This is a genomic window from Beijerinckia sp. L45 (genome assembly GCF_009765775.1).
Classification (GTDB): Bacteria; Pseudomonadota; Alphaproteobacteria; order Rhizobiales; family Beijerinckiaceae; genus RH-AL1.
The window spans coordinates 61,935-87,205 of record NZ_LMUU01000140.1 but is presented as its reverse complement, the minus strand read 5'-3'; the positions used below and the strand labels follow the sequence as shown (position 1 = coordinate 87,205).

The window sequence follows — 25,271 nt, the reverse complement described above, 5'->3', positions numbered from 1 at the left end:
AGATCGTCTGGTCGGATCCGGAGCAGTTCTCGGTCTGGTCGGGTGCTCTCGCCACCGCTGGCGACGTCGTGTTCTACGGCACGCTGGAAGGCTATCTGAAGGCCGTCGACTCCAAGACGGGTAAGGAGCTGTTCCGCTTCAAGACCCCGTCGGGCATCATCGGTAACGTCATGACCTACGGCCACAAGGGCAAGCAATACGTTGCGGTCCTCTCGGGCGTCGGTGGTTGGGCCGGTATCGGTCTCGCCGCTGGTCTGACCGATCCGAACGCCGGTCTCGGTGCCGTCGGTGGCTACGCCGCCCTCAACAACTACACCGCGCTCGGTGGGTCGTTGACGGTGTTCACGCTGCCGACCAACTAAGATCGTTTAGTAACAAACATCTTAGGAGCCAGCGCGCATCTAGCGCGCTGGTTTTTTCGTGTGTTAAAAGACCAACAAAGAAAAGCGTCGCTCATCTTCGAAGCGATGCATAGAGGAAGCGCTGTGGTTGATAGATCGCGTGTGGTGGCCCGTGGTGTGACGGGTATGGTTCTGGTTGGAATGCTCATGGTCGGCGCATCGAATGTGCGCGCGGACGATAAGGCCCCCGCGGCGAAACCGGCCGAGGCCGCTGCTGCGCCGGCCCCCGCGGATCCGAACTTCAAGCCGAACGGCAAGGCCGTCAGCATGGACGAAAACGGCATGTGGGTCGACAAGGACGGCAATCCCACCGACCACATCAACAATGACGGCACGCTCGACTGGTTCAGCTTCTCCGGCTACCGCCGCTACCATTCGGAATGCCACGTCTGCCATGGTCCGGACGGAATGGGCTCGAGCTACGCGCCGGCGTTGAAGGATTCGCTACAGAATATGAGCTACGCCGATTTTCTCGGCACCGTCGCCGCCGGGCGCCAGAACGTGACGACGTCGCAGAACAACGTGATGCCGTCGTTCGGCAACAACAAGAACGTGATGTGCTACATCAACGACATCTACGTGTACCTGCGCGCGCGCGGCAACGGCGATCTCGACCGGGCGCGGCCGGAAAAACATACGCCGAAGCCAAAGGTCTATGCCGATGCGGAGACGGCTTGCGTTGGGTTCTGACGTGATCGTCAGAGCCGCGATACTCGGGGTCACGGCCGCCCTTGCGGCCGCGAACCCGGTGTTTGCCCAGACGGTGCCGGATATGGTGTCGCGCACGGCGCTTCGCGTGTGCGGCGACCCGTCCAACATGCCGTTCAGCGATCGCAAGGGCGACGGGTTCGAAAATAAGATCGCCACCATCGTCGCCGACGAGCTAAAATTGCCGCTGCGTTATTTCTGGGCGCCGTCGGGGCCGGGCTTCATCCGCAACACGCTGCAGAGCGATCTCTGCGACCTCGTCATCGGCTACGCCGCGGGCGCCGAGATCGTCCAGCACACCAACCCCTACTATCGCTCGACCTATGTTCTGGTGACGCCAAAGGGCAGCCCGGTCGGCGATGTCACGACCTTGTCGGATCCAAAACTTAAAGGCCGGCATATCGGGGTGTTCGCCGCGACGCCGCCCGTCGATCTGTTGCTCGCCAAAGGGTTGATGGGCGACGCGAAGGTCTATCCTTTGATCGTCGACCATCGCTTCGAGACGCCGCTCGCGGACATGTTCGCCGATCTCAAGGCGAAGACGATCGATGCCGCCGTCGTCTGGGGCCCTTTGGCCGGCTACGACGTCAAGAAAGCCGGCGGGGATCTGGTGATGACGCCCTTGCTCAAGCAGGGCGATGAGCCGGACTACAGCTATCGCATCACCTTCGGCATCCGCCACGACGAGCCCGACTGGAAGCACAAGCTGGAAGGCGTCATCCGCAAGCGGCAGGGCGACTTCAACAAGGTTTTGGCGGAGTATAACGTGCCGCTGCTCGACGGCGCGGGCAAGGTCGTGGCGCCGTAACGTTTTCTGCGATCTGAAGCGCCGCTAGCTGAGCGTCCCAAACGGCGTCATTCCGGGGCGCGCCGAAGGCGTGAACCCGGAACCGACGCTTCGATCTATCGAGCGAGATGCGCTAGAGCGGTTTCCACAAAAGTTGCAGACTTTTGTGATTGAGAAAATGCTCTAACTTTTTGAGAAGCGAGCGATTTCTAATCGCTTTGGTGATTCCACCAAAGCGGAAAGCGCTGTAAGGCAAATGCACACCGGTTCCGGGTCGGCTACGCCGCCCCGGAATGACGAGCAAATTTCTGGCTCACGCCCCCCTTAATGAAAACAGCGGATCTCCGCTTCGGCCTGCGCGCGGCGCAGGTTGGCGACCATGTCGTCGAACGACTTGGTGGCGTTGAAGGCGCGGGATTGCGCGCCGACCCCCTGGCGCACCGACAGAACCGTTTCGGCCTCGACGTATTTATCATAGGGCAGGATCGACGCGATGACGTCGACCGAGCAGGAGCAGTTGTCCAGCGCCTGGCGGGTCTGATTGTTGGTGGCCATACAGCCCAGCACATAGTCGGCGCGCGCCGCGGTCGGATAGTCGTTGACGAGCCCAGCATCGTCGGCTGCGCCGGCGATGGACGAGGCGCTCAAAACAAACGCAGCGGCGAGAACGATCGATTTCATGGGGTCTTCTCGGCTTGATAGTGCAGGGTTTCGCTGAACGGCGGCGCCCCGTCGGGCGCATGGATATCGATGGCGACGATCTCGCCGGGCGTGCTGTCGGCGATATCGACGGCATAGGTCATGCCGTCGAGACCCTTCATGCGATCCTTCTCGGGATCGTTGAGGAAGGGGCGGATGGTGATCCGGGTGCCGGGGACGGTTTTGCCCGCAACGGTCAGCTGGACGTCCTCGATCGTCGGGGATTCACGCCACGCCTTGCGGATGGCATTCTTGATGTAACGCGGGTTGGCCTGGAAGATTTTGGCCAGGGCCTGCAGGTGGCTTTCGAACACGAGCAGCAGAACGGGATTGGTGCTCATGCTGTCGAACGGGCCTGCCGGCAGCTGGCGGCCGCCGGAAAACATCCGCACCTCGACCTTGCGGCTCGCTGCGTTGTCGCCGGGCTCGAGCGACACGCCGATCGTATCGTCGAAGCTCACGCCGAACTCGGGCGCAGTCTTGCGCGAATAATCATAGGTGATCTTGCTGCCGGCCGGCGCGATCGCCCAATCCGGATTGTCGAACAGCAGCGAGGCGGTGTCGCGCTTGGCGGCTGTTTCGGCGCGAAGCTGCTGCGGAACGAAAGGGGCGACGACAAGCGTGGACAGAAAAACGGCGGCAACAAACTTCACGGGATGATGTCCTCGACTTCACGAACGACCGCCTGTCCGGGGCCGCGATAAATATAATCCGGCGGCGCGATCACCGCAGCCTCCGATGTCGCCAGCGCTTCGATCCTGGCGTGGAACGGCGACTTGCCGCAGGCCGGGTCGGTGAGCTTGGCGTCGCCGAGCAGGGCGAGCGCCTGACAGCGGCAGCCGCCCCAGTCGATTTCCTTGCGCTCGCAGCTCTGGCACGGCTCCGGCATCCAGTCGGTGCCGCGATAGGCGTTGAACGCCGGCGAGCGGTGCCAGATGTCGCCCAGCGAATGGTCCTGGACGTACCAGAATTCGAGGCCGGGGATCGACTCCGCAGCATGGCAGGGCAGCACCTTGCCGGCCGGCGAGACGTTCATCAGCTTGCGACCCCAGCCGCCGGCGCAGGCCTTGGGCCGCAGCGCGTAATAGTCGGGCACCACGAGGTCGATGACGAGCTTGCCGGAAAGCCGCTTGCGCGCGGCTTCGACGATCTGGATCGAGCGGTCGACGTCGGGCCGCGCCGGCATCAGCGCCGCGCGGTTCTTATAGGCCCAGCCGTAATATTGGGTGTGGGCGATCTCGAGTCGCCGGGCACCGAGCTCGATCGCCTTGTCGATGAACGCTTCGACCTCGTCGATATTGCCGCGATGGATCACGGCATTGACCGTCAGCGCCAGGCCAAGCCGCGCCACCTCGGCGGCAAACTTCATCTTGGTGTCGTGGGAGCCCTTGAGGCCAGCAACCTTGTCGGCCTGCGGCGCCGTGGCGCCCTGGAGCGAGAGCTGGACGTGGTCGAGACCGGCATCGGCCAGCGCCGGGAGAACCCCGAGCGCGAGCCCGACGCCTGACGTGATGAGGTTGCTGTAAAGCCCCGTGCTCGCGCATTTCGCCGTGATCTCGACGATGTCGCGCCGTGCCGTCGGCTCGCCGCCGGAGAGATGGACATGCAGAATGCCGAGCTCGGCGGCTTCGTCGAGCACGCGGAGCACGGTTGCCGTGTCCATCTCCTTGGAGCGCTTGTCGAGCTCGAGCGGGTTGGAACAATAGGGGCAATGCAACGGGCAGCGATGCGTCAGTTCGAGCAGAATGCCGATGGGGTTGGGAACGGAAATGCGGGACGTCGTCATGCCTCCACCACCCTTTTTCCAATGAGATCGGCGAGCATCGCGGTGATGTCGCGCTCGATCACGGCAGGGTCCGCGGTGAACTGCGCGGCCAGCGTCGCGGCGATCGCCCTGATGGTATGCACCCCGTCGACGAGTTTCAACACGGTCACGGCGCGATCGTCGACGTTGAAGGCGCGTTCCGGCGCCAGAAGCACATAGGCGTTCCGCACCTTGTCGAAATGCAGCCGCACGCCGCGCGGCAGTTTTGGAACGCTGAAGCTCGTCAGTTCGCTCATGCTGTTGCAGCGATCTCCTGGCCAGGCTGCCACGCGCCGGGCGCGACGGGGCCGGGCCCGACATAGGCGTGATAGAGCGCATCGAGCTGCGCCCACAGGACATCACACTTGAAGCGGAGCGCATCGAGCACGGCGGCCTGCTCGCGGGCGGTGCGGGCATGTTCCTTGACGTAGGCCAGGGCAAAATCCGCATCGCGCGGCGCCTGAGTCAGCCGTTTGCCGAAATAGGCGAGAGTTTTCTCCGAGATGAAATCGTAGTGCGCGAGCATGCCGGAGACGCGCTCGGAAATGATGCCGGGCGCGAACATTTCCGTCAGCGACGAGGCGATGGCTTCGAGCAACGGTTTCTCACCGACGAAATGGACGTAGGCTTCCACGGCAAAGCGGGTGGCCGGCAGGGCCGCTTGCATGGACTGGACGTAGGGGCGGGAGAAGCCGAGGCCGTCGGTCAGCACCAGCCAGCGCTCGATGCCGCCGTCGCCCTCGCGCTCGCCATCGTGGTCGATGATGCGCTGGCGCCAGACACGGCGCAGTTCGGCGTCGTGCATGCGGGCCATCAAGGTCGCGTCCTTGATCGGGATCATTGCCTGGTAGCAATAGCGGTTGAGTGCCCAGGCCCGTACCTGGTCGATGTTGAGGTCGCCGCTGTGCAGCAGCTTATGAAAAGGATGGTGGTTGTGGTAGCGCGCGGCGCCGATGGCGCGCAGCTGCTTTTCCAGCTCGTCGGGGGACAAAACAGTGTTCACAGCGTGATCCTCATGCCGTCGTAGCCGACCTCCCATCCGGAAGCCTCGGCCGCCATCCTCTCGGCCGAACCGTCGACGAGGATGGGGTTGGTGTTGTTGATATGGACGAAGACGCGGCGGGCAACGGGCACGTCGCGCAATCGTTCGATGGAACCGTCTTCGCCCGACAGGGGGATGTGCCCCATACGGCGCGCCGTCTTGCTGCCGAGCCCGGCCTCGACCATTTCGGTATCGGTCCACATGGTGCCGTCGAACAGCACCACATCCGCGCCGGAAATCCGCGCTTGCAGGGCCTCGGTGACCGCCGCGCAGCCGGGAATGTACAGAAGCCGCTTTCCGCCTGCCGAGATCTGCAGGCCCACGGTGTTTTCCGTCGCCTCGCCGATCTTCATGCTGTCGTCTTCGAGCCACAAGGCCACTTTTCCGGGGACGGCGAACATCTCGACGTCGAGCCCGGGAACCGGTTGGAACATGTCGCCCATTGTCACCGAGAGGCGCGGCACGAGCGCCGGGGCGCAGACGCCAAAAATCCTATTCGCATCAACCGCCTGTCGGACACTCGTCGTGGCATAGAGCCGGAACGGCGTGCTCTCGCGGAGGGTCAACAGACCCGCGACGTGGTCGACGTCGCCGTTGGTCAGAAGCACGGCGGCAATCGGGGAATGCCGGGCACTATACTGAGGATGCAACTCCGGCGTCGCGGACAGCTGCTGGCGGATGTCGGGCGAAGCGTTCACCAGCAACCAGCTCTCGCCATCCTCGGAGATCGCCAGGCTCGACTGGGTCCGCGGGAGGACGCGCGGATCGCCCGCGCGCGCCAGTTGGCAGATAGAGCAACGGCAGTTCCACTGGGGAACGCCGCCGCCAGCAGCCGAGCCGAGGATGATTGCCTTCACAGCGAAAAACCCCAGCTCATGCGACTGCTTTTATCAGAACTCGACCGGAAGGTCGGCCGACTCGTAGCTCGTGACTTCCATGCCGACGCAGATTTCTTCGACGATAGGGGCAACCCAGTTCATAGCGATCTCCTCGATGATGATTTCTTTCCCGCAAGCTATTCTCGAAACCGGAGTTCTAAGAATTCTCTAAGGAAGACCAGTCTTTGTAACGAGCTGGCCAAGATCATATGACCGCGAAAACGGCGATTAGCAAGTATCCATCGGGAAAATCCGGCAAGATTTTCGCGATCAATAGTTGATAAATAGTCGCGGCCATCTTCGCTGCTTTGCAGCAAACGTGCTGCGCTGCGAAAGGATACCGGCGCGCCGATCACTATCGCGCGAGAGCGGCGCTACGTTTTGGCCAAAAAAAACGGCGGCTATTCCCAGGGGAATGCCACCGCCTCAAGCGAGGATGGGGCCGCCCAAGGCGACCCCATCAAGCTCAATGGATTATCAGAACTCGACCGGCAGATCAGCCGACTCGTAGCTCGTGACTTCCATGCCAACGCAGATTTCTTCGACGATCGGAGCAACCCAGTTCATAGCAATCTCCTCGATGGTCCGGATCTTCTTATGCTCTTCTTAGAACTTAAATAAGAAAACCCTAAGACTTGTTAGCCCCGCCTTTGGAGCAGGTTTAGAGCATATGACGCTGTTTGCTTGGTTTGGCAAGTATCCGGCGGGAACGGGAGGGTCACTTTTTTATGACGAATATTCGAGCATGAAGCCGCGCCCGCGCACCGTGCCGATGGAAGGACCGCCTACCTTGGTGATATCGCCGAGCTTTCCGCGGAGATAGCCGATATAGACATCGACCACGTTGAGCGAGGCTCCCCCTTGGTCGAGCCACAGCCGGTCGAAAATGTCGCCCCGGGCGATCGGCTTGTTCGGACTCTCCATGAACAGGCTCAGCAGCTCGCACTCGCGCTGCGTCAGCTTGGCCGTGACATCGGCGTAGCGGGCCTGCCGGGTAACCATGTCGAGGACCATCCCGCCCGCTTCCGGCAGCTTGGCGGCTTCGCCCATCGCGGCGCGACGCATCAGCTGCGCCCGCAGCCGCGCCACGAGTTCGTCGAAGACAAAGGGCTTGACGATATAATCATCGCCGCCCGCCGCCAGCCCGTCGACGCGATCGGCGACCTCGTCCTTGGCACTGAGGAAGAGGATCGGCCCGGCAAATCCCTTCTGGCGGAACGAGCGGCAGAGGTCGTTGCCCGAGCCGTCCGGCAGCATCACGTCGAGAAGAACGGCGTTGGGGTGCGCCGTGCTCATATGCTGCAGAGCGCCATCCGCGGTATCGACCCAGCTTACGGAAAAGCCGGCCGCGCCGAGGCCGCGATCGAGCAGCGCTCCAATGTCCGGATCGTCTTCCACGACGAGGATGGCGACCGCGACCATCAGACGTCCCCGAGCGGCAGATGGATCAAGATTTCGGCTCCGTTGAGAGGGGGCGCGGCGGCGCGGAGTGTGACATGTCCCCGGTGCTTGTCCACCACCCATCGGGCCAGCGCCAGGCCGATGCCGTGACCCGACACGAATTCGCTGGAGGCACGGCGGGCGAAGCGGGCGAGCAGCGTCTGCGGATCCTCGACCCCGAAGCCGGGACCATCGTCGCGAACGCTGAGGATGGCACCGTCGGCATCCACGCCGCAGGCGAGCGCGATGAGGCTGGCGCCCTTGGCGTGGCGCAGGGCATTGTCGATTAGGCCTTCCACGACCTGACGCAGCCATTCGGCATCGCCGGTGACGGTGACATCGGTGTCCGACGGTTCGAGGACGATGGCGACATCCTTGCGCCGCGTCGATCCTTCGAAGGCCTCGATCGCGGTGCAGCAGACCGCCCGGAGCGAGGTGTCGGCGAAGCGCAGCTCGATCGTGCCGCTCTCCGAGCGGGCGACGCGAAGCAGGTCCTCGACGCGCCGGTGCAGACGCTGCGCCCGGCGGCGGATGATCGCGAAGGCGGTGGCGTGCGCCGCAAGCGTTGTCACCGGGTCGGCCCCATCCTGCGGCTTCGCGGCAAGCGCAATCTCGCTTTCGCCGAGGATCACCGTCAGCGGTGTCCGAAGCTCGTGGCTGACGTCGGTAAAGAAGCGCCGGCGGCTCTGGTCGATCTCGGCGAGCCGGTCGTTGGCGGCGCGCAGGTCCGCGGTGCGGGTGGCGATCGTCGTTTCCAGCGCCAAGCGATCGATCGCGACGCGCGTCTCGCGCCGCCGCAGCCGCGCCGTCGTGCGGTTGAACACCACGGCGAGAAGCCCGAGTTCGTCGCGGTTGCGGACCGGGAGCCTGACGTTGCGCTCGCCCTGGCCGATCGCCACCGCGGCGTCGCGGATCTCCGCCACCGCCGCGAGGATCGGCCGCGAGATCAGACGATACATTACGACCGCAATGACGAAGGCCGCGACGACGAGGATCAGCGCTGCGCGGCTGATCGCCGTGGAGACGGACCGCGCGTCCTCGCGCGCCGCATCGACGCCGCGGCGGTCGGCCTGCATGAGAAAGAACAGATACGGCCCGGTCATCGTGGCAAAGCCGTTGAAGGCACCGCGAATGCGGTCACCGCGTGTCTGCGGATCGTCCTGACCGAAGGCATCGGTGATCTGCCGCACCATCACGCGAAAGCCGCCGCGCACCTGTTCCAGCGGTTTGACCCGCGTCGCCATCTCGTTGACGGCGGACGGCATGTCGGCATGCTGCATCGCGCTGGCGATCTCCGGCTTGAACGCCTTGATCGAGTCGTAGACCGCGGTCTCCGCCTCCTTCATCTGCGTGTCGCGCAGCCGGGGATCATTGGCGGCGGCGATCGCCGTCAGGCCGTAGGAGCTGATGCGCCCGGAAATCTCCGTCAGCAGGTCCAGGCGACGCTGCGCATCGAGCGCGCGGTCGATCGTCTTGTCGGTGATGTGCAGCGCGTAGATCACGCCGCCGGCTGCCGCGAAGGCGATGAGGAAGCAGCCGAAGACGAGGACGCCGAGGCGAAAACCGATGGAGCGCATCAGCTCAAAAACGGGCCGACGTGCCGCGGATCACGAGCGGCTGGGCAGCCGGTCTGCGGACACGCATTTCCATTTGTCGATGTGCCATTGCGGATGTGCGATTCCCCATTGAGCGACGGTGTTCTGGCCTTCGACAAGACAGCCGATCGGCGTCTGCTGGTCGACGGATTGCTGAACGCGCTCTTCCTTGCAAGTCGCGGGCGATGCCAGCAGGCACACCGACAATATCACGAACATAGCGGATCCTTCCGTATCAAAGCGTCGATGTTCGACGCGTCGGCGTCTGCCTACGCGAGATCGCGAGGCCGCCGAAGGCGCGATGGCGTCGCAGCAGAGGCGTGACGAGAATGGGGCGCGATGGCCGCGGTGTAAATGCGCCGCTCAGGGCTCGGCTTTGACACGCTTGCAGAGCGTCTTGATGTAAGTTTCCGAAGACTGGCCTTCCTGCGACGCCATGCGCTCCTTCAACGCGCCGCGCGCGATGATCTCCTGCCAGCCGGAGGTACAGCCGAGTTCGTTGGCGACGCGCGTGGACATCACATCGACCGCGGTGTTTTCCGAACAGTCCTGTTTCGACGTCGTCGCGAGGCAAATGAGGATGATGGCTTGGAAGGCGTTCATGCGGCGGGCCTCGAAACTCTGTGATAGAATTTAGAACAATCATTTGGCACGACAAGCGAGTTTAGCAAGAAATCGTACAAACGCCGGACGCTTAGCTGTAAAAGTCGTGTCACTTGCCACAGTTATCGCCACTGCGGTATATCTTTGCTGCGCTGCACATAAAGATGACGCGCCTTGTTTATAAAAGGGGAGATTTGAATGTCGAAACGGATCCTTATCGCCGGTTTTGCAGCGCTTTCGCTGTTTGGCGCGGTCGGCCTTGCCAACGCGAAGACCACGCCCTCGTCATTCCTCAAAGCCGTCGACAAGGACAGCGACGGGACCGTCACGCTCGACGAGGTGAAGGCCTATGCGTCCGAGCGTTTCAAGGCGCTCGAGACCGATAAGGACGGCACCCTCGACTTCAAGGAATTGAAAGGTCGCCTGTCGAAGACCGGCTTCAAATCCGCCAACACCGATGCCGACAAGACGTTGGATGAGCCCGAATTTTTGGGCTACGTCGAAAAGCTGTTCAAGGAAGCCAACGACGGCGACGATACGCTCGATGCCAAGGAATTGGCCAAGCCCGCGGGCAAGAAGCTGATCACGCTGCTGCATTAGCAGTCGCATCGTACCACGATGTCATCCTGGGCCGCGCGCAGCGCGAACCCGGGATCCATGAAACCGGCAATGCAGGGTAAGCTGCATCTCAGTGTTCACGTCGTCGACCCGGTGTTCATGGATCCCGCCTCTCCGCTTCGCTTCGGCCAGGATGACATTGTGGGCCGCCCCGCTTATTTCCCGCAATCCGTCAGCTGGTTTTCCTCGATCGAAAACACGTCGCCTTCCTTCACCGCGACGTTCTTCACCACGCAGGTGCGGCCCTTCGAGTCCGCGAGGCGGACGTCGTAGGCGCCGCTGGTGACGCCGATGATCTTCAGCCGCTCATCGTGATCGACCGCGCCGTCCTTGTCGTTCTTCGCCTGGTCCGCGCCGAAATTCTGGGTGCCGGCCGGCGCCAATTCAAACTTCGTAATCGTGTTGGCGGTGAGATTCCAGAAGCGGGTGGCTTTTGCCGCTTCGGCCGAACCGACCGCAAATAGAAAAAGCGTAAGCGACAATGCAAGGCGCATGACAAAGATCTCCGTTAGAGCTGGGCCTGGATGCGGCGGGCGATGTCGAAGGCGCGGCGCTCCAGCAAGGTTGGCGTTTCGCAGACGTAGGAGAGCGCCTGGCGCCTCTCGCTGAAAATGCGCTGGTCCCACTCGAACTCTTTCGCCTTGCCGGACGTGTTGGCGTTGAACGTGAGGTTCGGCGCATCCTGGCCGCTGCTGATCGCGTCCGATTCCTCGCGCAGCCGCTCCGCCAGCCGCTGCTGGCCCGCGGCATAGCGCGTGATGCCGTGCAAAATCTTATTACGATCGTCATTGATAATATCGAGGACGCCGACGAACAGTTTCGTCAGCTGCTTGTCCTTGTCGGCACCGGCGTCCTTGGCGAAATCGGCGATCGCCTGCTCCGCCTCGGTGAGATCGGTGCGCCGCGACGCAAGCTTTTGCGCCAGTGCGGCCAGCTTCATGTCCTGGTCCCAGTCGGCGCCTTGCGCGAGATCCGGCCCCGACCAGATCGTGCCGGCGCTGATCGAACCCACTTTGCGTTGCGCGCAGGGCCACGGCACGTCCGCGGCACTCGGGGCTGGCGCATAGGTCGTCGTGGTGCCGGCAGTGTCGCTCGGCGTCGACGTGGTGCCGGCGTCGGATGCGCCGGGTGCCCGTGGCGGTTCCTGCGCGATGGCAGATCCTGCGGTCATGACGGCGGCGGTCAGCAAAAGCATCAGGCGCATTTTGGTCTCCAATACCCTTATTCTCCCGGGCCGCCGCGGCGCCCCAACATGCCGCGGCCGGGATCGTAGGCTAAGGCCGACAGCGCGAAGGTCACGAGCGTGACGGCAACGACGACGACAAACGAGGTGGGTTCGAACTGCAGATAGAGCGCGAACCGCACGAGCTCAACCGTATGAGTGAACGGATTGAACAGACAGATCCAATACAGCGTCTCGCTCGCCTCGCGCATCCGCCACAGCGGGTAGAGCGCGGAGGAGGCGAAGAACATCGGGAAGATCGCAAAATTCATCACGCTGGCGAAGTTTTCGAGCTGCTTGATCTGCGACGACATCAGCAGGCCGATCGAGCCGAGCATCAGGCCCGAGAGCACGAAGGCCGGCAACGCCACGACATAGCCGAGCGGCGGGATGTCGATGTCCCAAAAGCTTGCGATGAACAGGAACACATAGACCTGCACCACCGAGACAATGACGCCGGCGAAGAGTTTGGCGAGCAGCAGCGACCAGCGCGGGAACGGGCTCGTGAGCAGCACCCGCATCGAGCCGACCTCGCGATCGTAGACCATCGACAGCGAACTCTGCATGCCGGCGAACAGCTGGATCATCACCGCCAGCCCCGGCGTGACATAGGCCTCGTAGAGCACGTAGGTTTCGTAAGGGGGAATGATCGAGACGCCGAGCGTGTTGCGGAAGCCGGCGGCGAAGATGAACAGCCAGATCAGCGGCCGCACCAGTGCGGAGAGAAACCGCTCCTTCTGGTTCAGGAATTTCAAAAGCTCGCGCTTGATGATGCCGGCGAGACAGACGCCATAGCCGCCGATCCCGATCGTGCGATGCAGGGTGACGTCGCTCATCGCGCGATCTCCGGGCTGTTTTCGGTGAGCGCGCGAAAGGCCTCGGCGAGCGAGGCGCCGTCGGCCTTGGCGGAGATCTCGTCGGAACGGCCCTGCGCGATGATCTTGCCGCTGTGCAGCACGTAGACACTGTCGGCCGGCTCGACCTCGTCGAAGATGTGCGTCGCCCACAGAACCGACAGGCCGTCCTCGCGCACGAGGTCGCGGACGATGCGCACGATGTCGGCGCGCGACGCGAGATCGAGGCCGACGGTGGCCTCGTCGAGCAGCAGCAGGCGCGGCGCGTGGATCAGCGAGCGCGCGATTTCGATGCGGCGCGACTGGCCGCCGGACAGCGTGCGCACCTTGTCCTTGGCGCGGTCGCTGAGGCCGACGCGGGCCAGCAGATGCTCGATGCGGGCACGGGCAACGCGGCCGGCCATGCCGTGCAGCGAGGCGTGATAGCCGAGGTTCTGGCGCACGGTGAGGTCGAGATCGAGCGTGCGGGTCTGGAACACCACGCCCATTTCGGCGAGCGCGGCGGAGGGCTCGCGCTGCAGGTCGCGGCCGAAAATGCGGACGTGACCGCTACGGTTCGAATAGAGCCGGGTGATAATGGAAAACAGCGTTGTCTTGCCGGCGCCGTTCGGCCCGAGCAGGGCGGTAAACTGCCCGCGCCCGACCCGCAGCGTCACGTCGTCGAGCGCCTTGCGCGCGCCGAACCGGTGCGACACCTGGGTGATCTCGAGGGCGGGGCTGTCGTGAATCATCGGTGCGGCTGTCATCCAAAAATCAGTTCGGCGCGATCGACACACCCCAGGGGTATGCCCCGACGGTGATCGACTTGATCACCTTCAGCGAGTCGACGTCGATCACGGATACGTCGTTGGTCACGCCGTTGGTCGTGTAGAGCTGCTTCTGGTCGGGCGTGAACGCCATCTGCCAGACGCGCTGTCCAACCAGTAGATACTTTTGGACCTCATAGGTCTTGGTGTCGACGACGGCGACGCGGTTGGCCGGTCCCAACGCGACGAAGGCTTTTGTGCCATCTGCGGTGAGGCGGATGCCGACGGGCTGGATCGCGTCCGCGTTGATCGCAGGGATGGCAAACGAAATCTTCTTCACGATCTGATGCGTCGCGACATCGATCACGTTCACCTTGCCGCCGACCTCGGAGCTGACCCACAGAAACTTGCCGTCGGCGGAGAACACCGCGATACGCGGGCGCGATTCCACCAGCACGTTGGCGACGACCTTCCAGGTCGCGGTGTCGATGAAGGTCGCCATGTTGGTCGTCTCGGACGTGTTGACCAAAACCGTGCCGTCCGGGCTGATGGCTTCGCCTTCCGGCTCGACACCGACGGGGACTTCCGCGATCGACGCGTTCTTCGCGATATCGATCACGGTGACCATGTTGTCGTCTTCGTTCGACACGAACAGCAGTTTGCCGTCGTTGCTCAGCGCGAAGGTTTCGGGGTCCGGTCCGGAAGGCAGAGTGCGCAGCGACTCCAAGGTCTTGGCGTCGAGCACTTCGATGCGGTCGTCGTCGCTGGTGCAGACATAGACTTCCTTGCCGTCTTTGCTGACGACAATGCCACGCGGGCGGCGCCCGACGGGCACCGTCTTCACGACTTTTTGCGTCACCGTGTCGATGACGCTGACGGTGTTGTCCTTCTCGTTGGTGACGTAGGCCGTGTAGGCGGAGGCAGGTGCGCCTGCGACGCCGGCGAGCATGGCACCGAGGGCGCACGCGGATGCGTGTCGTGACATTCGATCAGCCAGCCGGCGCGACACGAAAAATCTCACGGATTGCCTCCAGAACGAATTTTGCAGCCGCTTTCCGGTTCGTCGGAGCCGAGCGAGTCGAGCGGCGTGATGGGATGGAGAAACCCCGTCTGCGGCGACAGCGAGACCAGCATCTTGGGTTGCACCAGCAGGATCGGCTGGCGAAGCTGGCGGTCCCAGGTCCGCAGGCTGACGGGGACGCCCTTGAACGCCGCGATCTCGAAATCCTGGCGCAGCATGTAAGCGCCGATCTCTTTCGCGCTCGCCGAATGGGCGCGCGTCGCGGCTTCGCCGATGGCGCGGATGGCGGTCCAGGCCTGGTAGTCGAGCGGCCGCATCGGGCGCTTGTTGGTGCGCACGAAGCGGTTCTGCAACTGTGCGGAGCCCCAGGCATCGAGCACGCGTGACCAGGTTGCGGGCGTCAGGCCCTGCGTGCCGCCGATCAGCTTCGGCTCGGCGGTATGGTACTGGACGAAGTCGCCGAAGTTGCCGGCCTCGTCGGCGACGACGATCATGTCGGCATCGACGCCGCGGGTGAAGATGAAGGCGTCGGCGCGGATCGGGCCATCGGCGCGTTGCCGGGCCAGAGGCCCGAAGGTCCAGGGCTTGTCGCCGGTCAGTTTGAGGCCGAACTTTTTTACCGAGCGGCGCATCGCCTCGGCATAGAGCGTGTCGGCGGGGTCGAGCCCGACCACCATGAACACGTTGCGCCAGCGCTGGGCGCTCAAAAACTGCGCCAGCGCGTCGGTCAGCATCTGCCGCGACGGCGCGAAATGGTCGATATTGGCGCGGCAATCCGCATTGCGCAGGCGATCGTCCTCGGCGCCGATGTTGAGAATCGTGGCGTCGCGGCCTTTCAGCGCATCCGACACTGCGAGCAGCTCGTCCGCGGGAAGATCGGCGACGATGAGGCCGGCGCCCTTGTCGACGAGCGCCTTGGCGGCGTCGACCGGCGATTGCCCCTTGTCGAGGATGCTTTCGTCGAGCGCGTAGGTCTGGCCGACCAGCCGGCCGGTGGTGGCGTTGTCCTTCATCGCGATGCGCGCGCCGGCGATGCCGACGTCGGCGGGATCGTCTTCGTAATCGTAGATCGGGGGCGCCGGGCGGCGGTTCGCGAGGTAGCCGATGTGGATGTCCTGCGCGGGCGCGGCAGGTGACGCGCTTGGTGCCGGCGGAGATGCAGGTTGCGCGGCGGCACGGTCGGCGGTCGCCGGCAGGATGATCCATGCAGAAGCGCAAACCAGCGCCAATACCCGCGTGCCCGACACCAAACGCATTCCTTGGAACTTCCTCATTCGACCCTGGTGCGATGCGTTGATCGCTGGCCGTTTCGTCCAGGCGCTGCGGTTGTCCGTGAGCCCGCCGAACGGCGCTGTGTTGGCCGGGACGCTATCAGGGGGCACCAGGGGCAGCAAGCGCGGAGCCATAAGGACATTCTAAGAGGCCGGGCACCGGCAATCCCGCCAAAAGGCTGTCTGGCTTTGCCGCCGCGGCGCTTTATCTACCGCGTTGGCGCGGTCTGCCCGGCGTGCGACGCTGGGCCAGCGCCGCGACCTTTCAAAGCAAATGGTGATCTCTTGCGCATTTCGAAGACGCTTCGTTTCTCCGCCATGCTTCTCGCTCTGGCCCCCGTCGCCGCGCAAGCCGCGCCGCTCAAGGCCGTGGTGTTCGATCTCGAACTCGTCGACGCGGGCACCGGGCCGCAGAGCGTCGAGGCGGCGCGCGTGAAGAAGGCCAGCGACGATCTGCGCAAGCTGCTGATCGCGTCCGGCCAGATCACGATCGTCGATCCGACGCCGCAGGCGGCGGAGATCGCCAAAAACCTGCCGCTGCGCAATTGCCACGATTGTGATCTCGACATCGCCAAGGCGCTCGGCGCCGATATCGAGGTGACCACCGCGATGCAAAAGATCTCGACGGTGATTCTGGGCTTTTCCGGTTCGATCCGTGACGTAAAGACGGGCAAAGTGCTGCGCGCCGGCGCCGTCGATATCCGCGGCGACACCGACGACATGTGGGCGCACGGCATCAAGTTTCTGATCAAGGACCGCTTGCTCGATCCGCCGCTGCCGCAGGACGAGGCGGCGCTCAAGGCGATGGTGGAGAAGCCGTAGGAGCGTCATTCCGGGGCAGCATAGCCGAACCCGGAACCGGTGTGCTTCAGCCAAGGCGATGAAAGAACACCGGTTCCGGGTCCGCGCCTTTGGCGCGTCCCGGAATGACGGGATGCTAATACACCGAGCGCTCGATCGTATGCTCGGCCTGGGCGATGGCTTCGGGGGTGCCGACGTGCAGCCATTGCCCGTCGAGCCGCTGCCCGAACAGGCGGTTTTGGGCGGCGGCCTCGAAGAAATAGGGCGCGAGGCGTAGCGGGCCGGGCGGCGCATCGGTGAACAGCGAAGGCTTCAAAATGCCGACGCCGGTGTAGACGAAGGGCGCCACCTCGCGCTCGGCACGTTTTTGCAGGCGGCCGTCGGCATGCATTAGAAAATCGCCGGGCCAGTCGACGCCGATGCTCGAGGTCGTCGCGGCGACCAGCAGAAGAATGTCCATGATCGCCGGGTCCCAGCGCGACACCAGGGCCTCGATATTGGAGCGCGGGCCTTCCAGCCAGAACGCGTCGGTGTTGCAGATGAAGAAAGGCGCGTCGCCGAGCAACGGCAGCGCCTTGCGGATGCCGCCGGCCTGGTCGAGCAGGACGTCGCGTTCGTCGGAGATGATGATATGCGGGCGCTGCCGGCCGGTGAGATGCGCCTCGATCTGGTCGGCGCGGTAATGCACGTTGACGATCGCGTCGCGCACACCGACGTCGGCGAAGCGGTCCAGCATATGGTCCAGCATCGGCTTGCCGCCGACGGTGATCAGCGGCTTCGGCAGGGTGTCGCTGAGCGGACGCATGCGGGTGCCGAGCCCGGCGGCGAAGACCATGCAGGTCTGCGGCATCGTCTTGTGAGGCACGCTTCCGGCAGCCTCGCCCTCCGGCACGGTGAGGCCGACGGTCATGGCGCCGGCGCCAGAAGGCTCGGCAGGTTGGTCTCGTACCAAAGCTTCAGCTCCGCCAGAACCGGATGCGCCAGGTTCTTCTTGAGATAGGCCTGTATGCGCGGAAGATGACCGAGGTATTGCGGCTTGCCGTCGCGCTTGTCGAGGCGGGCGAAAATGCCGAGGATTTTGGTCGCCCGCTGCGCCGCGAGAACCGCGTAGGCCCGAGCGAAATCCGCCATGTCGAAGGCCGGATCATGCGCGCGGCGCAGCTTGGCGTAGAGGCCGAGCAGCTTCAGTTCGAGGTCGCCGGGGACGGTGACGCGGGCATCCTGCAGCAGCGAGGCGACGTCATAGGCGGGATGGCCCATCACGCAGTCCTGGAAATCGATGAGGCCGACGCGGGCGATGCCCTCGCGGTCGGGCAGCCAGATCAGGTTCGGCGAATGGTAGTCGCGCAGCGTCCAGGTTGCCGGCGCCGCGACGATATCGGCGAACAGCCCGCGCCAGACGTCCGAAAAGTCCGATTTGACGCCGGAGGCCGGATTGGCCTTGGCGATATGCGGCGCGTACCAGTCGAGTAGAAGCTCGGCCTCGATGGTCAGCGCCTCCATGTCGTAGGGCGGGATCTCGTAGTCGCCACCGACGCCGTCGGGCACCTGCGCCGGGCGCGGCACCGCATGGAGCGCGGCCAGCGCGCCGATGGCTTCGGCGTAGCGCTCGATGATCGGACCGTCGGCATCGACAACCAGACCCGGCCCAAAGTCCTCGATGACGGCGAAGCCGGTCATGGCGTCATGCGCCAGGATGGCGGGCGCGGAAAAGCCGAGGTCGCGCAGCGCGAGGTCGATGGCGACGAAGGGGCGGATGTCCTCGGCGAGGTGGGCGATGGCGCTATAGGATTTGCCGAAGCGGATCGGCGGGCCGTCCGGGCGCGGCGGAGAAATCATTAGGATCGCGGTCGTGCCGTCGGGCTTGGTGAGCCGCTCATAGGCGCGCGTCGAGGCATCGCCCAGCATGAAAGCGCGGTCCGTGCCCTGGAGGCCTGCACTCTCCAAGATCTCGCGAAGCGCCTTCTGGTGCGCCAGCCGGGCGGCAAAGGCGCCGACGCCGGTCACCGCCGCGGTGCGGAATTCGGCGCCGCGCTCGGCGTCGATGTGGAAGGCGACGTCCAGCCGGTCGCCGGCGAGGCCTTCGCCGGCGCGTTCCGGCCACTCCACCAGCACCAGCGCGCCGTCGGCCGCCTCGTCCCAGCCGAGTTCGGCAAGCTCGGAGGCTTCCTTGATGCGGAACAGGTCGGCGTGGACGATGGGGTAACGCGGTGCGTCGGCGACGGCGCTCTCGTAGACCTGGATCAGCGTGTAGGTCGGGCTCGGCACTTCGAGCTCGGGCTCGTTGGTCAAGGTGCGGATCAGGGCGCGCGCGAAGGTCGTCTTGCCGGCGCCGAGGTCGCCGGAGAGGGTGACGAGATCGCCCGGGCGCACCAGCGCGGCGACGTCTGCGGCCAGCGACACCGTCGCGGTCTCATCGGCGAGGTCGATGTACCAGGCGGCAGTCGGCAGAGGGGCGCGGCTTGGTTCGGCGGTCATCACTGTCTCTGTAAAGTGTTTTCATGGTTAGTGAAAACCGGTTCTCGTTAAGAAACCGCCCTTAGAGCTTAAGTATGACGGAGGTTACTGGCGGGCGGCGATGGCCGGGGCGTCGTCGGCGCCGTGATCGCGGGCGGGAAACACGCAGGTCACGGTGGTGCCTTCGCCCGGCGCCGAGGTGATCAGCACGTTGCCGCCGTGCAGTTCGACGAAACTCTTCACGATCGACAGGCCGAGGCCGACGCCGCGATGGCGCGAGCCGATGGTGTTGGAGTGGAAGCGGTCGAAGACATGGGCGATGACGTCGTGCGGAATGCCGCGGCCCTGGTCGCTGATGCGGAAGACCACGTCGTCGCCGCGGCGCGCCGCCTGCAGCGTGACGGTCTGGCCGGGTGCGGAAAAGCCGATGGCGTTCGACAGAAGATTGAACAGCACCTGGCGCACCCGCTTGGCGTCGGCGGTGAAGGCCCCGATCTCCTCGTCGGCGACGATCTGCAGCGTCAGCGAGGATTCCGCCAGGCGGTCCTGCACGCCTTCGACGGCCGCCTTGATGGTCGCCAGGATATCGATCGGCTTCAGCGTCAGTTCGGTGGCGCCGGTATCGATCGTGGCGAGGTCGAGAATGTCGTTGATGATGGCGAGCAGCGCCGCCGAGGACTTCATGACGTAGCCGACATATTCCGTCTGCTTCGGGTTGAGCGAGCCGATGGAGCCGTCGCCCAGCAGCTGAATGAAGCCGATGATGTTGGTGAGCGGGGAGCGCAACTCGTAGGAGACGTGGTGGACGAAGTCGTTGCGCAGCTTTTCCGTGTCGAGCAGCGCCTGGTTGCGCTCGGTCAGCGCGCGTTCGACGTTCACGCTGGCGGTGGTGTCGGTGAAGGTCAGCAGCGTCGCCCCGTCCGGCAGCGGCGCCACGCTGCAGTCGATGATCGAGCCGTCGCGGCAGGTGAGCCGGCGTTCGATGCCGGTGCGCTGGTCGTGCAGGCCGGCCACGGCGAGGCGGAGCACGCTCCACGCCTCGTCGTCGGGGCAGAGTTCGGCGCAGAGTTTGGCGACCTGGTCGATGTGCGGCTTGTCGTCGAGGGTGGCCGCGTCGAGGCGCCACAGTCGGGCGAAGGCGGCATTGGACAGTTTGAGGCGCCCGTCGGTGCTGAATACGGCAACACCCTCTTTCAGCGTGTCGAGCGTCTCGCCCTGGACTCTGGTCTGGGCGTTGAACTTCGATTCGAGATGGAAATGTTCGGTGACGTCGTCGAAGAGATAGGTGACGCCGCTCTGCGGGTTGGGGTTGACGACGGCGCGTAGCGTCCGCCCGTCGGGCAGGTACCAGACCTGCTCTGCCGTATCCGGCGACTGGTAGCCGGAGAGATGCGTCTCCTTCCAGGCGCGGAAATCCGCCTGTTCCGGCAACATCCGCTTGGCGCGGAGCCGGTCGAGGATCTCGGATTCGCTGGGGTGCTGGTCGAGAAAGGGAAGGTCGAGCGACCACAGCTGGCGATAGGCGGAGTTGTGGAAGACGAGCTGCTTACGCCGGTCGAAGATCGCCACGGCGGTGGATAGCTGATCGAGCGTGCGGGCATGAGCGGTCATCTGCTGCTGCAGATCGACCCGTACGGCCTCCAGCTCCGACACGTCGATAGCAAGCCCGGTCGCGATGCCCTCGGACGGCACTTCGACGATTTCGAGGCTGCGGCGATAGCCGGCGACAACGGCCGCGGACTGAATGCGGAACACCTCGCCTTTGTCGCGCTTGGCAGCCGCGGCATCGCGCGCAGACGTCTCCAGCAGCTCCGTCCCGCGCATCAGCGCGTCACGGGCGTCCTTGGCCTCGACGGCCCGGACATAGGCCGTGTTCACCCAGGTCAGCTTGCCCGAGGCTTCGCGGGACCAGGCGGGGCAGGGGACGGCATCGAGCATCGCCTTGAGGGATTCGAGTTCGGCGACGGTGCGGGTCTGCCGTTCGCGCAGGCGGGTGGCTTCGAGCCGGTCGCCGGAGACGTCGCGGATGCGCATCACCGCGCGGCCGGTGACGGCGCGGCCCTCGATCTCGAGATAGCGGCCGCCCAGGCTCACCGCGGCAAGGCGAAACGCCTCGCCGCGCTCCCGCAGGTTGGCGACGCAATTGTCGAGCTTTTGCGCCTTTTCCGGCGGCAGCCAGGAGCCGAAGCCCAGCACCCGGCGCGCCACCGGCACGTCGCTGACCAGCGTCAGGTCGCCCTCGATTTCCGGCTCGTTGCTTTGAAGACCCCAGGCGATGATGATCTGTGGCTCGGCGGCGAGAAAGGTTTCCGCCCGGTCAAGCTTGGCGCGAAGGTCGTTGAGGTCGGCGGACAGTGCGGATTCGCGCTGCATCCAGCGCCGGCGCCCGGCGAGGTGCAGCAGGGCGGTGATGGTGGCGAAGAGGACGAGGCCGATGAAGATCGACAGGCCGAACACGTCGTGGCTGTCGCGCAGATCGCCGAGAAGCGACGTCTGGTCGACGGCGGCAAAGGCCGCACGTGGAAAAACCGTCACAGTTACGACGCCGAGAGCGACCGCTCGTGTCCTCTTTTGCGTGCATCCGGCACCGCGCAGCCGCTGCCGCATCCATTCTCCCCCAGGCCTTGCCCAACCATAGGGCAAAACGAATCGCGTCACCTTAGCGAGGCATTGGGTGTTTGAGAATCGAGTGCACGGTGTTCATCCGCAGCTTTTAACCATCTCGCCAATCGGCGCGGGGGTGTTGCGTTTTGGCCGCGAGGTTTTGGGGCCGGCGGGGCGACGCCGACAGGCGGCACTGCGGCCATCCCGGACGTAAACGATTCGAATATGGCACCGCTAAAGTAGACAAAGCGACGGTGTTCAGCGATCGCTTTCACGCGGCGACGGCGACAAGGAGACGTTGGCATCTTGAAACGCGCGAGGAACGGCAGAGGTTGAGGCACGCCCCGAACTGACGCGCGGACAACCGCCGCGGTTATTCTAGCCTCGCCGGGGCCGCGGCGGCTTGGCCGCACGTATCCCGAGGCATCATAGCCGAAACGTATCCTGCTTCGCGCCAAGGCCTTTCAGATATGTCTGCAGCGCTGTGGGAAGGCCCTCAAACCAGGCCTGCTCTTCGCCGGGTTTTGGCAACACGTGGCCGAACTCGACCATGTCCGTTGCCTCCAGGTTGCAGAGGTAGACCCAGATGGACGTCTCGGGAACGGCGGCGATGGCGCTGACGTCGCGCATGATGGCGAGCATGAGTGCGCCGCGTACCGCCTCGGAACGGCCCGCTCGGATGTCGCCACGAATCCATATGTGCGCGCCGCTTGGCCCACCGCCGAGATAGCGCCGCGTCGTTTCGCTTTCCTCGATCACGACTTGGACGAAGAAGGATGGCGCGCCCGTCGCCTCGCTGTGGCGCCGGGCGATGGCCGATGCGATCTGGTCTTTCTGGCCGTCGCTCAGGCTTTTGGATGGAGCGCAGCAGACGTAGGTTGGCATGGCGGACTCCTATTGGACGAGACTGAAGGCCGGTGCCGTCAAGCAACCGGACAGGGTGGCGATCTTGACGCGCCCATCGTGTGGACCTGGGCTCAGGGTGCGCTGGCGTGCCGATGTCCGCCCCGTCGCCTGATGACCGTGGCAGGCCGGAGGTCTTCGGATCGAACGGCCACAGGATCATCCCGTGCGGCCCGATCTTGATCGGCTCGTCGAACGGATCGAAATCGCTGCGCCACGTCGCACCCGCGAGCACGCCCGCTCCGTTCGGGTTGAGCTTGGAGCGGGTGTGTTGGGGGCGTCAGTGTGCGATGGCCCAGGCGATCTCGATGCTGCTCACGGACACCAGGTCGCGATTGGGGTGGCCGAGCGTGGCGCGCGTGGCCTGACCGGCGATGACGCCGATCGGGTCTTGGGCTTGCACTTGGACGCTGTTCGTTTGGTCGATGCGATCTTGCTTCATGGTCGGATCCTATCTGCTGGGTTGGGTCGAAGGGCACCTTGAAGGTGCTGGTCGGCGACGGCCCTATCGGGCCTAAATAAATGTAATGCCGTGAGCGATCGTCTCAAATGTCATATAAAAGGCGATTTAGGACACGAGCGACTGCGGGCAGCCCGTTTTCGGGAAGACGTTCGCCGTCGCTTAAGCGGCGCCTTGGCCGCCTCTCACGCGAGGTGGTAGCGTGGCGCGGGTTTCGGATTCTGGAACTTCGCGGACATCTCGCGGCGCGCGAGCTCCCAGCCGGCCCACACCTCGGCTTCATGCAGGCCTGGGATCGTCACCAACTCGCCGATGTCGAGGCCGACCAGCGCCGCATCGACCATGTTCTCCGCCGACATCGTGATGTCGGAGGTCTTCTGCGGCGCATAGCCGGCGACGTCCCAGAACTCGGTGGCCGTGGCGCCGGGAAGGACCGTCTGGATGCGCACGCCCGTGTCCGCCAGGTCCTTCTGCAGCGAATGACCGAAGCTCAGGACGTAGGATTTCGACGCGCTATAGACGCCATTGAGGTTCTCGACGGCGATGCCAACGACCGAGGAGATGTTGATGATCGTGCCGGCGCCGCGCGAGACGAAAGCGGGCGCGGCGGCATAGGTCAGGCGGGTGAGGGCGGTGACGTTCAGATTGATCATCGCCTCCATCGTGTCGACGTCGGCCTGCAGGATCGACGCGACCGAGCCGACACCGGCGTTGTTGACGAGCATGGTGATGCTCGGGTCGTTGCGGATCACCGCTTCGACCTTGGCCAGGCCGGCCTTCTCATTGAGATCCGCGATCAGCGGGGTGACCTGCACACCGGTTTCCCTGCGCAGGCGGTCGGCGGCGGCGTTCAGGCGCTGCTCGTTGCGCGCCACCAGGATGAGGTCGTAGCCGCGCTTGGCGAGCCGATCGGCGTAAACCGCGCCGATGCCGGTGGATGCGCCGGTGATCAGGGCGACGCCCTTGGGGGCCGTGGTGCTCATCGTGTTGCTCCGTCTGGAAGGCTCTTGATTGAGCCCGTGGACGGAAAATACGGTTGCAGCCCGAAGTCTCAAATGTCATATATACGTATATTTAAGACATCCGAACGGACGCCATGCGCGACATCGCATTTCTCGTTTACCCCGGCTATTCGCTGATGGCGCTCGCCATCGTTGCGGGTTTCGAAGTTGCCAATTCGATGGTCGATCCCGAGCCTTACGAGCTGCACTATGTCTCCGAAAATGGGGGCCTGATCAGAACGTCGGCCGGCTTGATGCTCGAGACCGAAAGCTTTTCGGACAAGCCGTTCGACACGCTCGTGGTTGGCGGCGCGACTGTCATCGCGCCGTCCACCCCGGGCCTGATTGCATTCATGCGCGAAGCGCCCAAGCGGTACCGGCGGATCGCTGCCGTGTGCACGGGAGCCTTTGTGCTGGCGGAGGCGGGGCTGCTCGACGGTCGGCGCGCTACCACCCACTGGATGCACGCGCGCGACCTGCAGAGAGCCTTTCCAAAGGCGCAGATGGACGAGGACCGTATCTTCATCAACGATGGCCCGATTTGGACGTCTGCTGGCATGACGGCCGGTGTCGATCTCGGCTTGGCATTGATCGAGAACGACCTCGGTGCCGACCTGGCAAAGGCCGTGGCGCGCAAGCTCGTGATCTATCACCGTCGCGGCGGCGGCCAGTCGCAGTTCTCCACCTTGCTCGAGCTGTCGCCGAAATCGGATCGCATCCAGGCGGCGCTCGCCTATGCGCGCGACAACCTGCACAAGCCGCTTGCCGTACCCGATCTTGCGGAGGCCGCGCATCTCAGCCCCCGTCAGTTCAGCCGGGCGTTTCACGCGGAGACGGGCCAGTCTCCCGCCAAGGCGATCGAGAACCTTCGCGTCGAGGGGGCGCGCAATCTGATGGAACAGAGCCGCCACCCGATCGACGTGGTGGCGCGCCAGACCGGCTTCAGCGACCGCGACCACATGCGACGAGCGTTTCTTCGTGCCTTCGGGCAACCGCCACAGGTTCTCCGGCGCAACGCGCGGCTTGGATCGATCGATATTCCCGACGCGGCCGACGCGGCGGCGATTGCGACGTAGCCTCGCTGCCGTCGTAAGCGGTGCTGCACGTCGTGCGCGCCAGCAAACGCACTCCCCGGGCCATCGCCAATGCCCTGACGGTGTAAGCTCAGGGCCGACGGAGACAAGCCGAATTCCGCCGCCGCGCGCGTGAAGCTGCGCGTCCTAGCGATCGTCGCGCAAGCCGCGAGATCATCGAGCTCCCGCGCTTCATTGCTCAGCCAGTCTTTTATGATCGCGGCCTGTGGAGCCGTTTCCGGCCATACCGCGCCGGAAGAGGATCGATCGCACATTCCTCCTC

Annotated in this window: 28 protein-coding genes and 2 pseudogenes; 6 read left to right on the top strand and 24 right to left on the bottom strand. The window is 64.4% G+C overall.

Features of this window, described 5'->3' with window-relative positions; translation table 11 throughout:
* The 3 genes from GSQ79_RS15295 to GSQ79_RS15285 form a co-directional block, all read left to right on the top strand.
* The coding region (locus tag GSQ79_RS15295; protein WP_158809602.1) for a PQQ-binding-like beta-propeller repeat protein at positions 1-362 on the top strand (362 nt) is incomplete at its 5' end.
* A 306-nt stretch (positions 363-668) separates the two neighbouring features.
* Positions 669-1,091: a c-type cytochrome, methanol metabolism-related gene (locus tag GSQ79_RS15290; RefSeq protein ID WP_246725366.1), complete on the top strand. Its 423-nt coding sequence runs from the start codon at positions 669-671 to the stop codon at positions 1,089-1,091.
* 1 nt (position 1,092) lies between these two features.
* Positions 1,093-1,917, top strand: coding sequence for a substrate-binding domain-containing protein (locus GSQ79_RS15285; protein WP_246725358.1), 825 nt, complete (start codon positions 1,093-1,095; stop codon positions 1,915-1,917).
* 303 nt (positions 1,918-2,220) lie between these two features.
* Here GSQ79_RS15285 and GSQ79_RS15280 read toward each other — a convergent pair whose 3' ends face one another.
* The 11 genes and pseudogenes from GSQ79_RS15280 to GSQ79_RS15225 form a co-directional block, all read right to left on the bottom strand.
* Positions 2,221-2,577 (bottom strand): hypothetical protein, encoded by a 357-nt coding sequence (locus GSQ79_RS15280; protein ID WP_158809550.1) that lies wholly within the window; start codon positions 2,575-2,577, stop codon positions 2,221-2,223.
* A complete protein-coding gene (locus GSQ79_RS15275) occupies positions 2,574-3,248 on the bottom strand; it encodes a hypothetical protein (RefSeq protein ID WP_158809549.1) in 675 nt (224 codons plus the stop codon). Before GSQ79_RS15275 ends, GSQ79_RS15280 begins: the two co-directional genes overlap by 4 nt.
* Positions 3,245-4,381: a pyrroloquinoline quinone biosynthesis protein PqqE gene (pqqE, locus tag GSQ79_RS15270; protein ID WP_158809548.1), complete on the bottom strand. Its 1,137-nt coding sequence runs from the start codon at positions 4,379-4,381 to the stop codon at positions 3,245-3,247. Before pqqE ends, GSQ79_RS15275 begins: the two co-directional genes overlap by 4 nt.
* Positions 4,378-5,438 (bottom strand): annotated as a pseudogene (gene pqqC, locus GSQ79_RS15260) (pyrroloquinoline-quinone synthase PqqC). The gene pqqE and the pseudogene pqqC overlap by 4 nt, the downstream one beginning before the upstream one ends.
* Positions 5,399-6,298, bottom strand: coding sequence for a pyrroloquinoline quinone biosynthesis protein PqqB (gene pqqB / locus GSQ79_RS15255; protein WP_158809545.1), 900 nt, complete (start codon positions 6,296-6,298; stop codon positions 5,399-5,401). The pseudogene pqqC and the gene pqqB overlap by 40 nt, the downstream one beginning before the upstream one ends.
* Before the next feature lie 33 nt (positions 6,299-6,331).
* Positions 6,332-6,421 carry a pyrroloquinoline quinone precursor peptide PqqA gene (gene pqqA, locus GSQ79_RS15250; protein ID WP_158809544.1) on the bottom strand — a complete coding sequence of 30 codons (90 nt, stop codon included), beginning with the start codon at positions 6,419-6,421 and terminating at the stop codon, positions 6,332-6,334.
* A gap of 375 nt (positions 6,422-6,796) precedes the next feature.
* On the bottom strand, positions 6,797-6,886 hold the full coding sequence (gene pqqA, locus GSQ79_RS15245; protein WP_158809544.1) for a pyrroloquinoline quinone precursor peptide PqqA: 90 nt from the start codon (positions 6,884-6,886) through the stop codon (positions 6,797-6,799).
* A gap of 159 nt (positions 6,887-7,045) precedes the next feature.
* The gene (locus GSQ79_RS15240; protein WP_158809543.1) at positions 7,046-7,741 is read right to left on the bottom strand and encodes a response regulator transcription factor; all 696 of its coding nucleotides are present in this window, start codon (positions 7,739-7,741) and stop codon (positions 7,046-7,048) included.
* A complete protein-coding gene (locus tag GSQ79_RS15235) occupies positions 7,741-9,336 on the bottom strand; it encodes a HAMP domain-containing sensor histidine kinase (protein ID WP_158809542.1) in 1,596 nt (531 codons plus the stop codon). The genes GSQ79_RS15240 and GSQ79_RS15235 overlap by 1 nt, the downstream gene beginning before the upstream one ends.
* 30 nt (positions 9,337-9,366) lie before the next feature.
* A complete protein-coding gene (locus tag GSQ79_RS15230) occupies positions 9,367-9,573 on the bottom strand; it encodes a hypothetical protein (protein WP_158809541.1) in 207 nt (68 codons plus the stop codon).
* A gap of 144 nt (positions 9,574-9,717) precedes the next feature.
* Complete coding sequence (locus GSQ79_RS15225) at positions 9,718-9,957, bottom strand: hypothetical protein (protein WP_158809540.1); 240 nt, start codon at positions 9,955-9,957, stop codon at positions 9,718-9,720.
* A 198-nt stretch (positions 9,958-10,155) separates the two neighbouring features.
* Here GSQ79_RS15225 and GSQ79_RS15220 point away from each other — a divergent pair, with 198 nt between their 5' ends.
* On the top strand, positions 10,156-10,557 hold the full coding sequence (locus tag GSQ79_RS15220) for an EF-hand domain-containing protein (protein WP_158809539.1): 402 nt from the start codon (positions 10,156-10,158) through the stop codon (positions 10,555-10,557).
* A 173-nt stretch (positions 10,558-10,730) separates the two neighbouring features.
* Here GSQ79_RS15220 and GSQ79_RS15215 read toward each other — a convergent pair whose 3' ends face one another.
* Genes GSQ79_RS15215 through GSQ79_RS15190 form a run of 6 tightly spaced genes read right to left on the bottom strand, consistent with a single transcriptional unit; the run spans position 10,731 to position 15,674 of the window.
* Entirely contained in the window at positions 10,731-11,069 is a 339-nt protein-coding gene (locus GSQ79_RS15215; protein ID WP_246725357.1) for a hypothetical protein, read from the bottom strand.
* A gap of 14 nt (positions 11,070-11,083) precedes the next feature.
* The gene (locus GSQ79_RS15210; protein WP_158809538.1) at positions 11,084-11,779 is read right to left on the bottom strand and encodes a hypothetical protein; all 696 of its coding nucleotides are present in this window, start codon (positions 11,777-11,779) and stop codon (positions 11,084-11,086) included.
* 17 nt (positions 11,780-11,796) lie between these two features.
* The gene (locus tag GSQ79_RS15205; protein WP_158809537.1) at positions 11,797-12,633 is read right to left on the bottom strand and encodes an ABC transporter permease; all 837 of its coding nucleotides are present in this window, start codon (positions 12,631-12,633) and stop codon (positions 11,797-11,799) included.
* Positions 12,630-13,397, bottom strand: coding sequence for an ABC transporter ATP-binding protein (locus GSQ79_RS15200; RefSeq protein ID WP_158809536.1), 768 nt, complete (start codon positions 13,395-13,397; stop codon positions 12,630-12,632). The genes GSQ79_RS15205 and GSQ79_RS15200 overlap by 4 nt, the downstream gene beginning before the upstream one ends.
* A gap of 7 nt (positions 13,398-13,404) precedes the next feature.
* Positions 13,405-14,382: a PQQ-dependent catabolism-associated beta-propeller protein gene (locus tag GSQ79_RS15195; protein ID WP_158809535.1), complete on the bottom strand. Its 978-nt coding sequence runs from the start codon at positions 14,380-14,382 to the stop codon at positions 13,405-13,407.
* A gap of 32 nt (positions 14,383-14,414) precedes the next feature.
* Positions 14,415-15,674, bottom strand: coding sequence for an ABC transporter substrate-binding protein (locus tag GSQ79_RS15190; protein ID WP_246725356.1), 1,260 nt, complete (start codon positions 15,672-15,674; stop codon positions 14,415-14,417).
* A 300-nt stretch (positions 15,675-15,974) separates the two neighbouring features.
* On the opposite strand from GSQ79_RS15190, the gene GSQ79_RS15185 reads away from it, so the two are divergent.
* On the top strand, positions 15,975-16,511 hold the full coding sequence (locus GSQ79_RS15185; protein WP_246725355.1) for a DUF3280 domain-containing protein: 537 nt from the start codon (positions 15,975-15,977) through the stop codon (positions 16,509-16,511).
* 115 nt (positions 16,512-16,626) lie between these two features.
* Here the strand turns inward: GSQ79_RS15185 and GSQ79_RS15180 are convergent, their stop codons facing one another.
* The 6 genes from GSQ79_RS15180 to GSQ79_RS15155 all read right to left on the bottom strand — a co-directional run bounded on the left by GSQ79_RS15180 (position 16,627) and on the right by GSQ79_RS15155 (position 23,897).
* Positions 16,627-17,340: a nucleotidyltransferase family protein gene (locus GSQ79_RS15180; RefSeq protein WP_246725365.1), complete on the bottom strand. Its 714-nt coding sequence runs from the start codon at positions 17,338-17,340 to the stop codon at positions 16,627-16,629.
* Positions 17,341-17,396: 56 nt separating this feature from the next.
* Positions 17,397-18,968: a tRNA (adenosine(37)-N6)-threonylcarbamoyltransferase complex ATPase subunit type 1 TsaE gene (gene tsaE, locus GSQ79_RS15175; RefSeq protein ID WP_158809533.1), complete on the bottom strand. Its 1,572-nt coding sequence runs from the start codon at positions 18,966-18,968 to the stop codon at positions 17,397-17,399.
* Positions 18,969-19,052: 84 nt separating this feature from the next.
* Positions 19,053-21,482, bottom strand: coding sequence for a PAS domain-containing sensor histidine kinase (locus GSQ79_RS15170; protein WP_246725354.1), 2,430 nt, complete (start codon positions 21,480-21,482; stop codon positions 19,053-19,055).
* A gap of 495 nt (positions 21,483-21,977) precedes the next feature.
* Positions 21,978-22,436 (bottom strand): tautomerase family protein, encoded by a 459-nt coding sequence (locus GSQ79_RS15165; protein WP_158809531.1) that lies wholly within the window; start codon positions 22,434-22,436, stop codon positions 21,978-21,980.
* A gap of 298 nt (positions 22,437-22,734) precedes the next feature.
* Positions 22,735-22,896 carry a hypothetical protein gene (locus GSQ79_RS15160; RefSeq protein WP_158809530.1) on the bottom strand — a complete coding sequence of 54 codons (162 nt, stop codon included), beginning with the start codon at positions 22,894-22,896 and terminating at the stop codon, positions 22,735-22,737.
* A 203-nt stretch (positions 22,897-23,099) separates the two neighbouring features.
* Positions 23,100-23,897 (bottom strand): SDR family oxidoreductase, encoded by a 798-nt coding sequence (locus tag GSQ79_RS15155; protein WP_158809529.1) that lies wholly within the window; start codon positions 23,895-23,897, stop codon positions 23,100-23,102.
* Between the two features lie 113 nt (positions 23,898-24,010).
* Between GSQ79_RS15155 and GSQ79_RS15150 the strand changes: the two genes are divergently transcribed.
* Entirely contained in the window at positions 24,011-24,991 is a 981-nt protein-coding gene (locus GSQ79_RS15150) for a GlxA family transcriptional regulator (protein WP_158809528.1), read from the top strand.
* A gap of 16 nt (positions 24,992-25,007) precedes the next feature.
* Here GSQ79_RS15150 and GSQ79_RS29615 read toward each other — a convergent pair.
* Positions 25,008-25,206 (bottom strand): annotated as a pseudogene (locus GSQ79_RS29615) (LysR family transcriptional regulator); the annotation flags it as partial.
* Positions 25,207-25,271 lie beyond the last annotated feature (65 nt).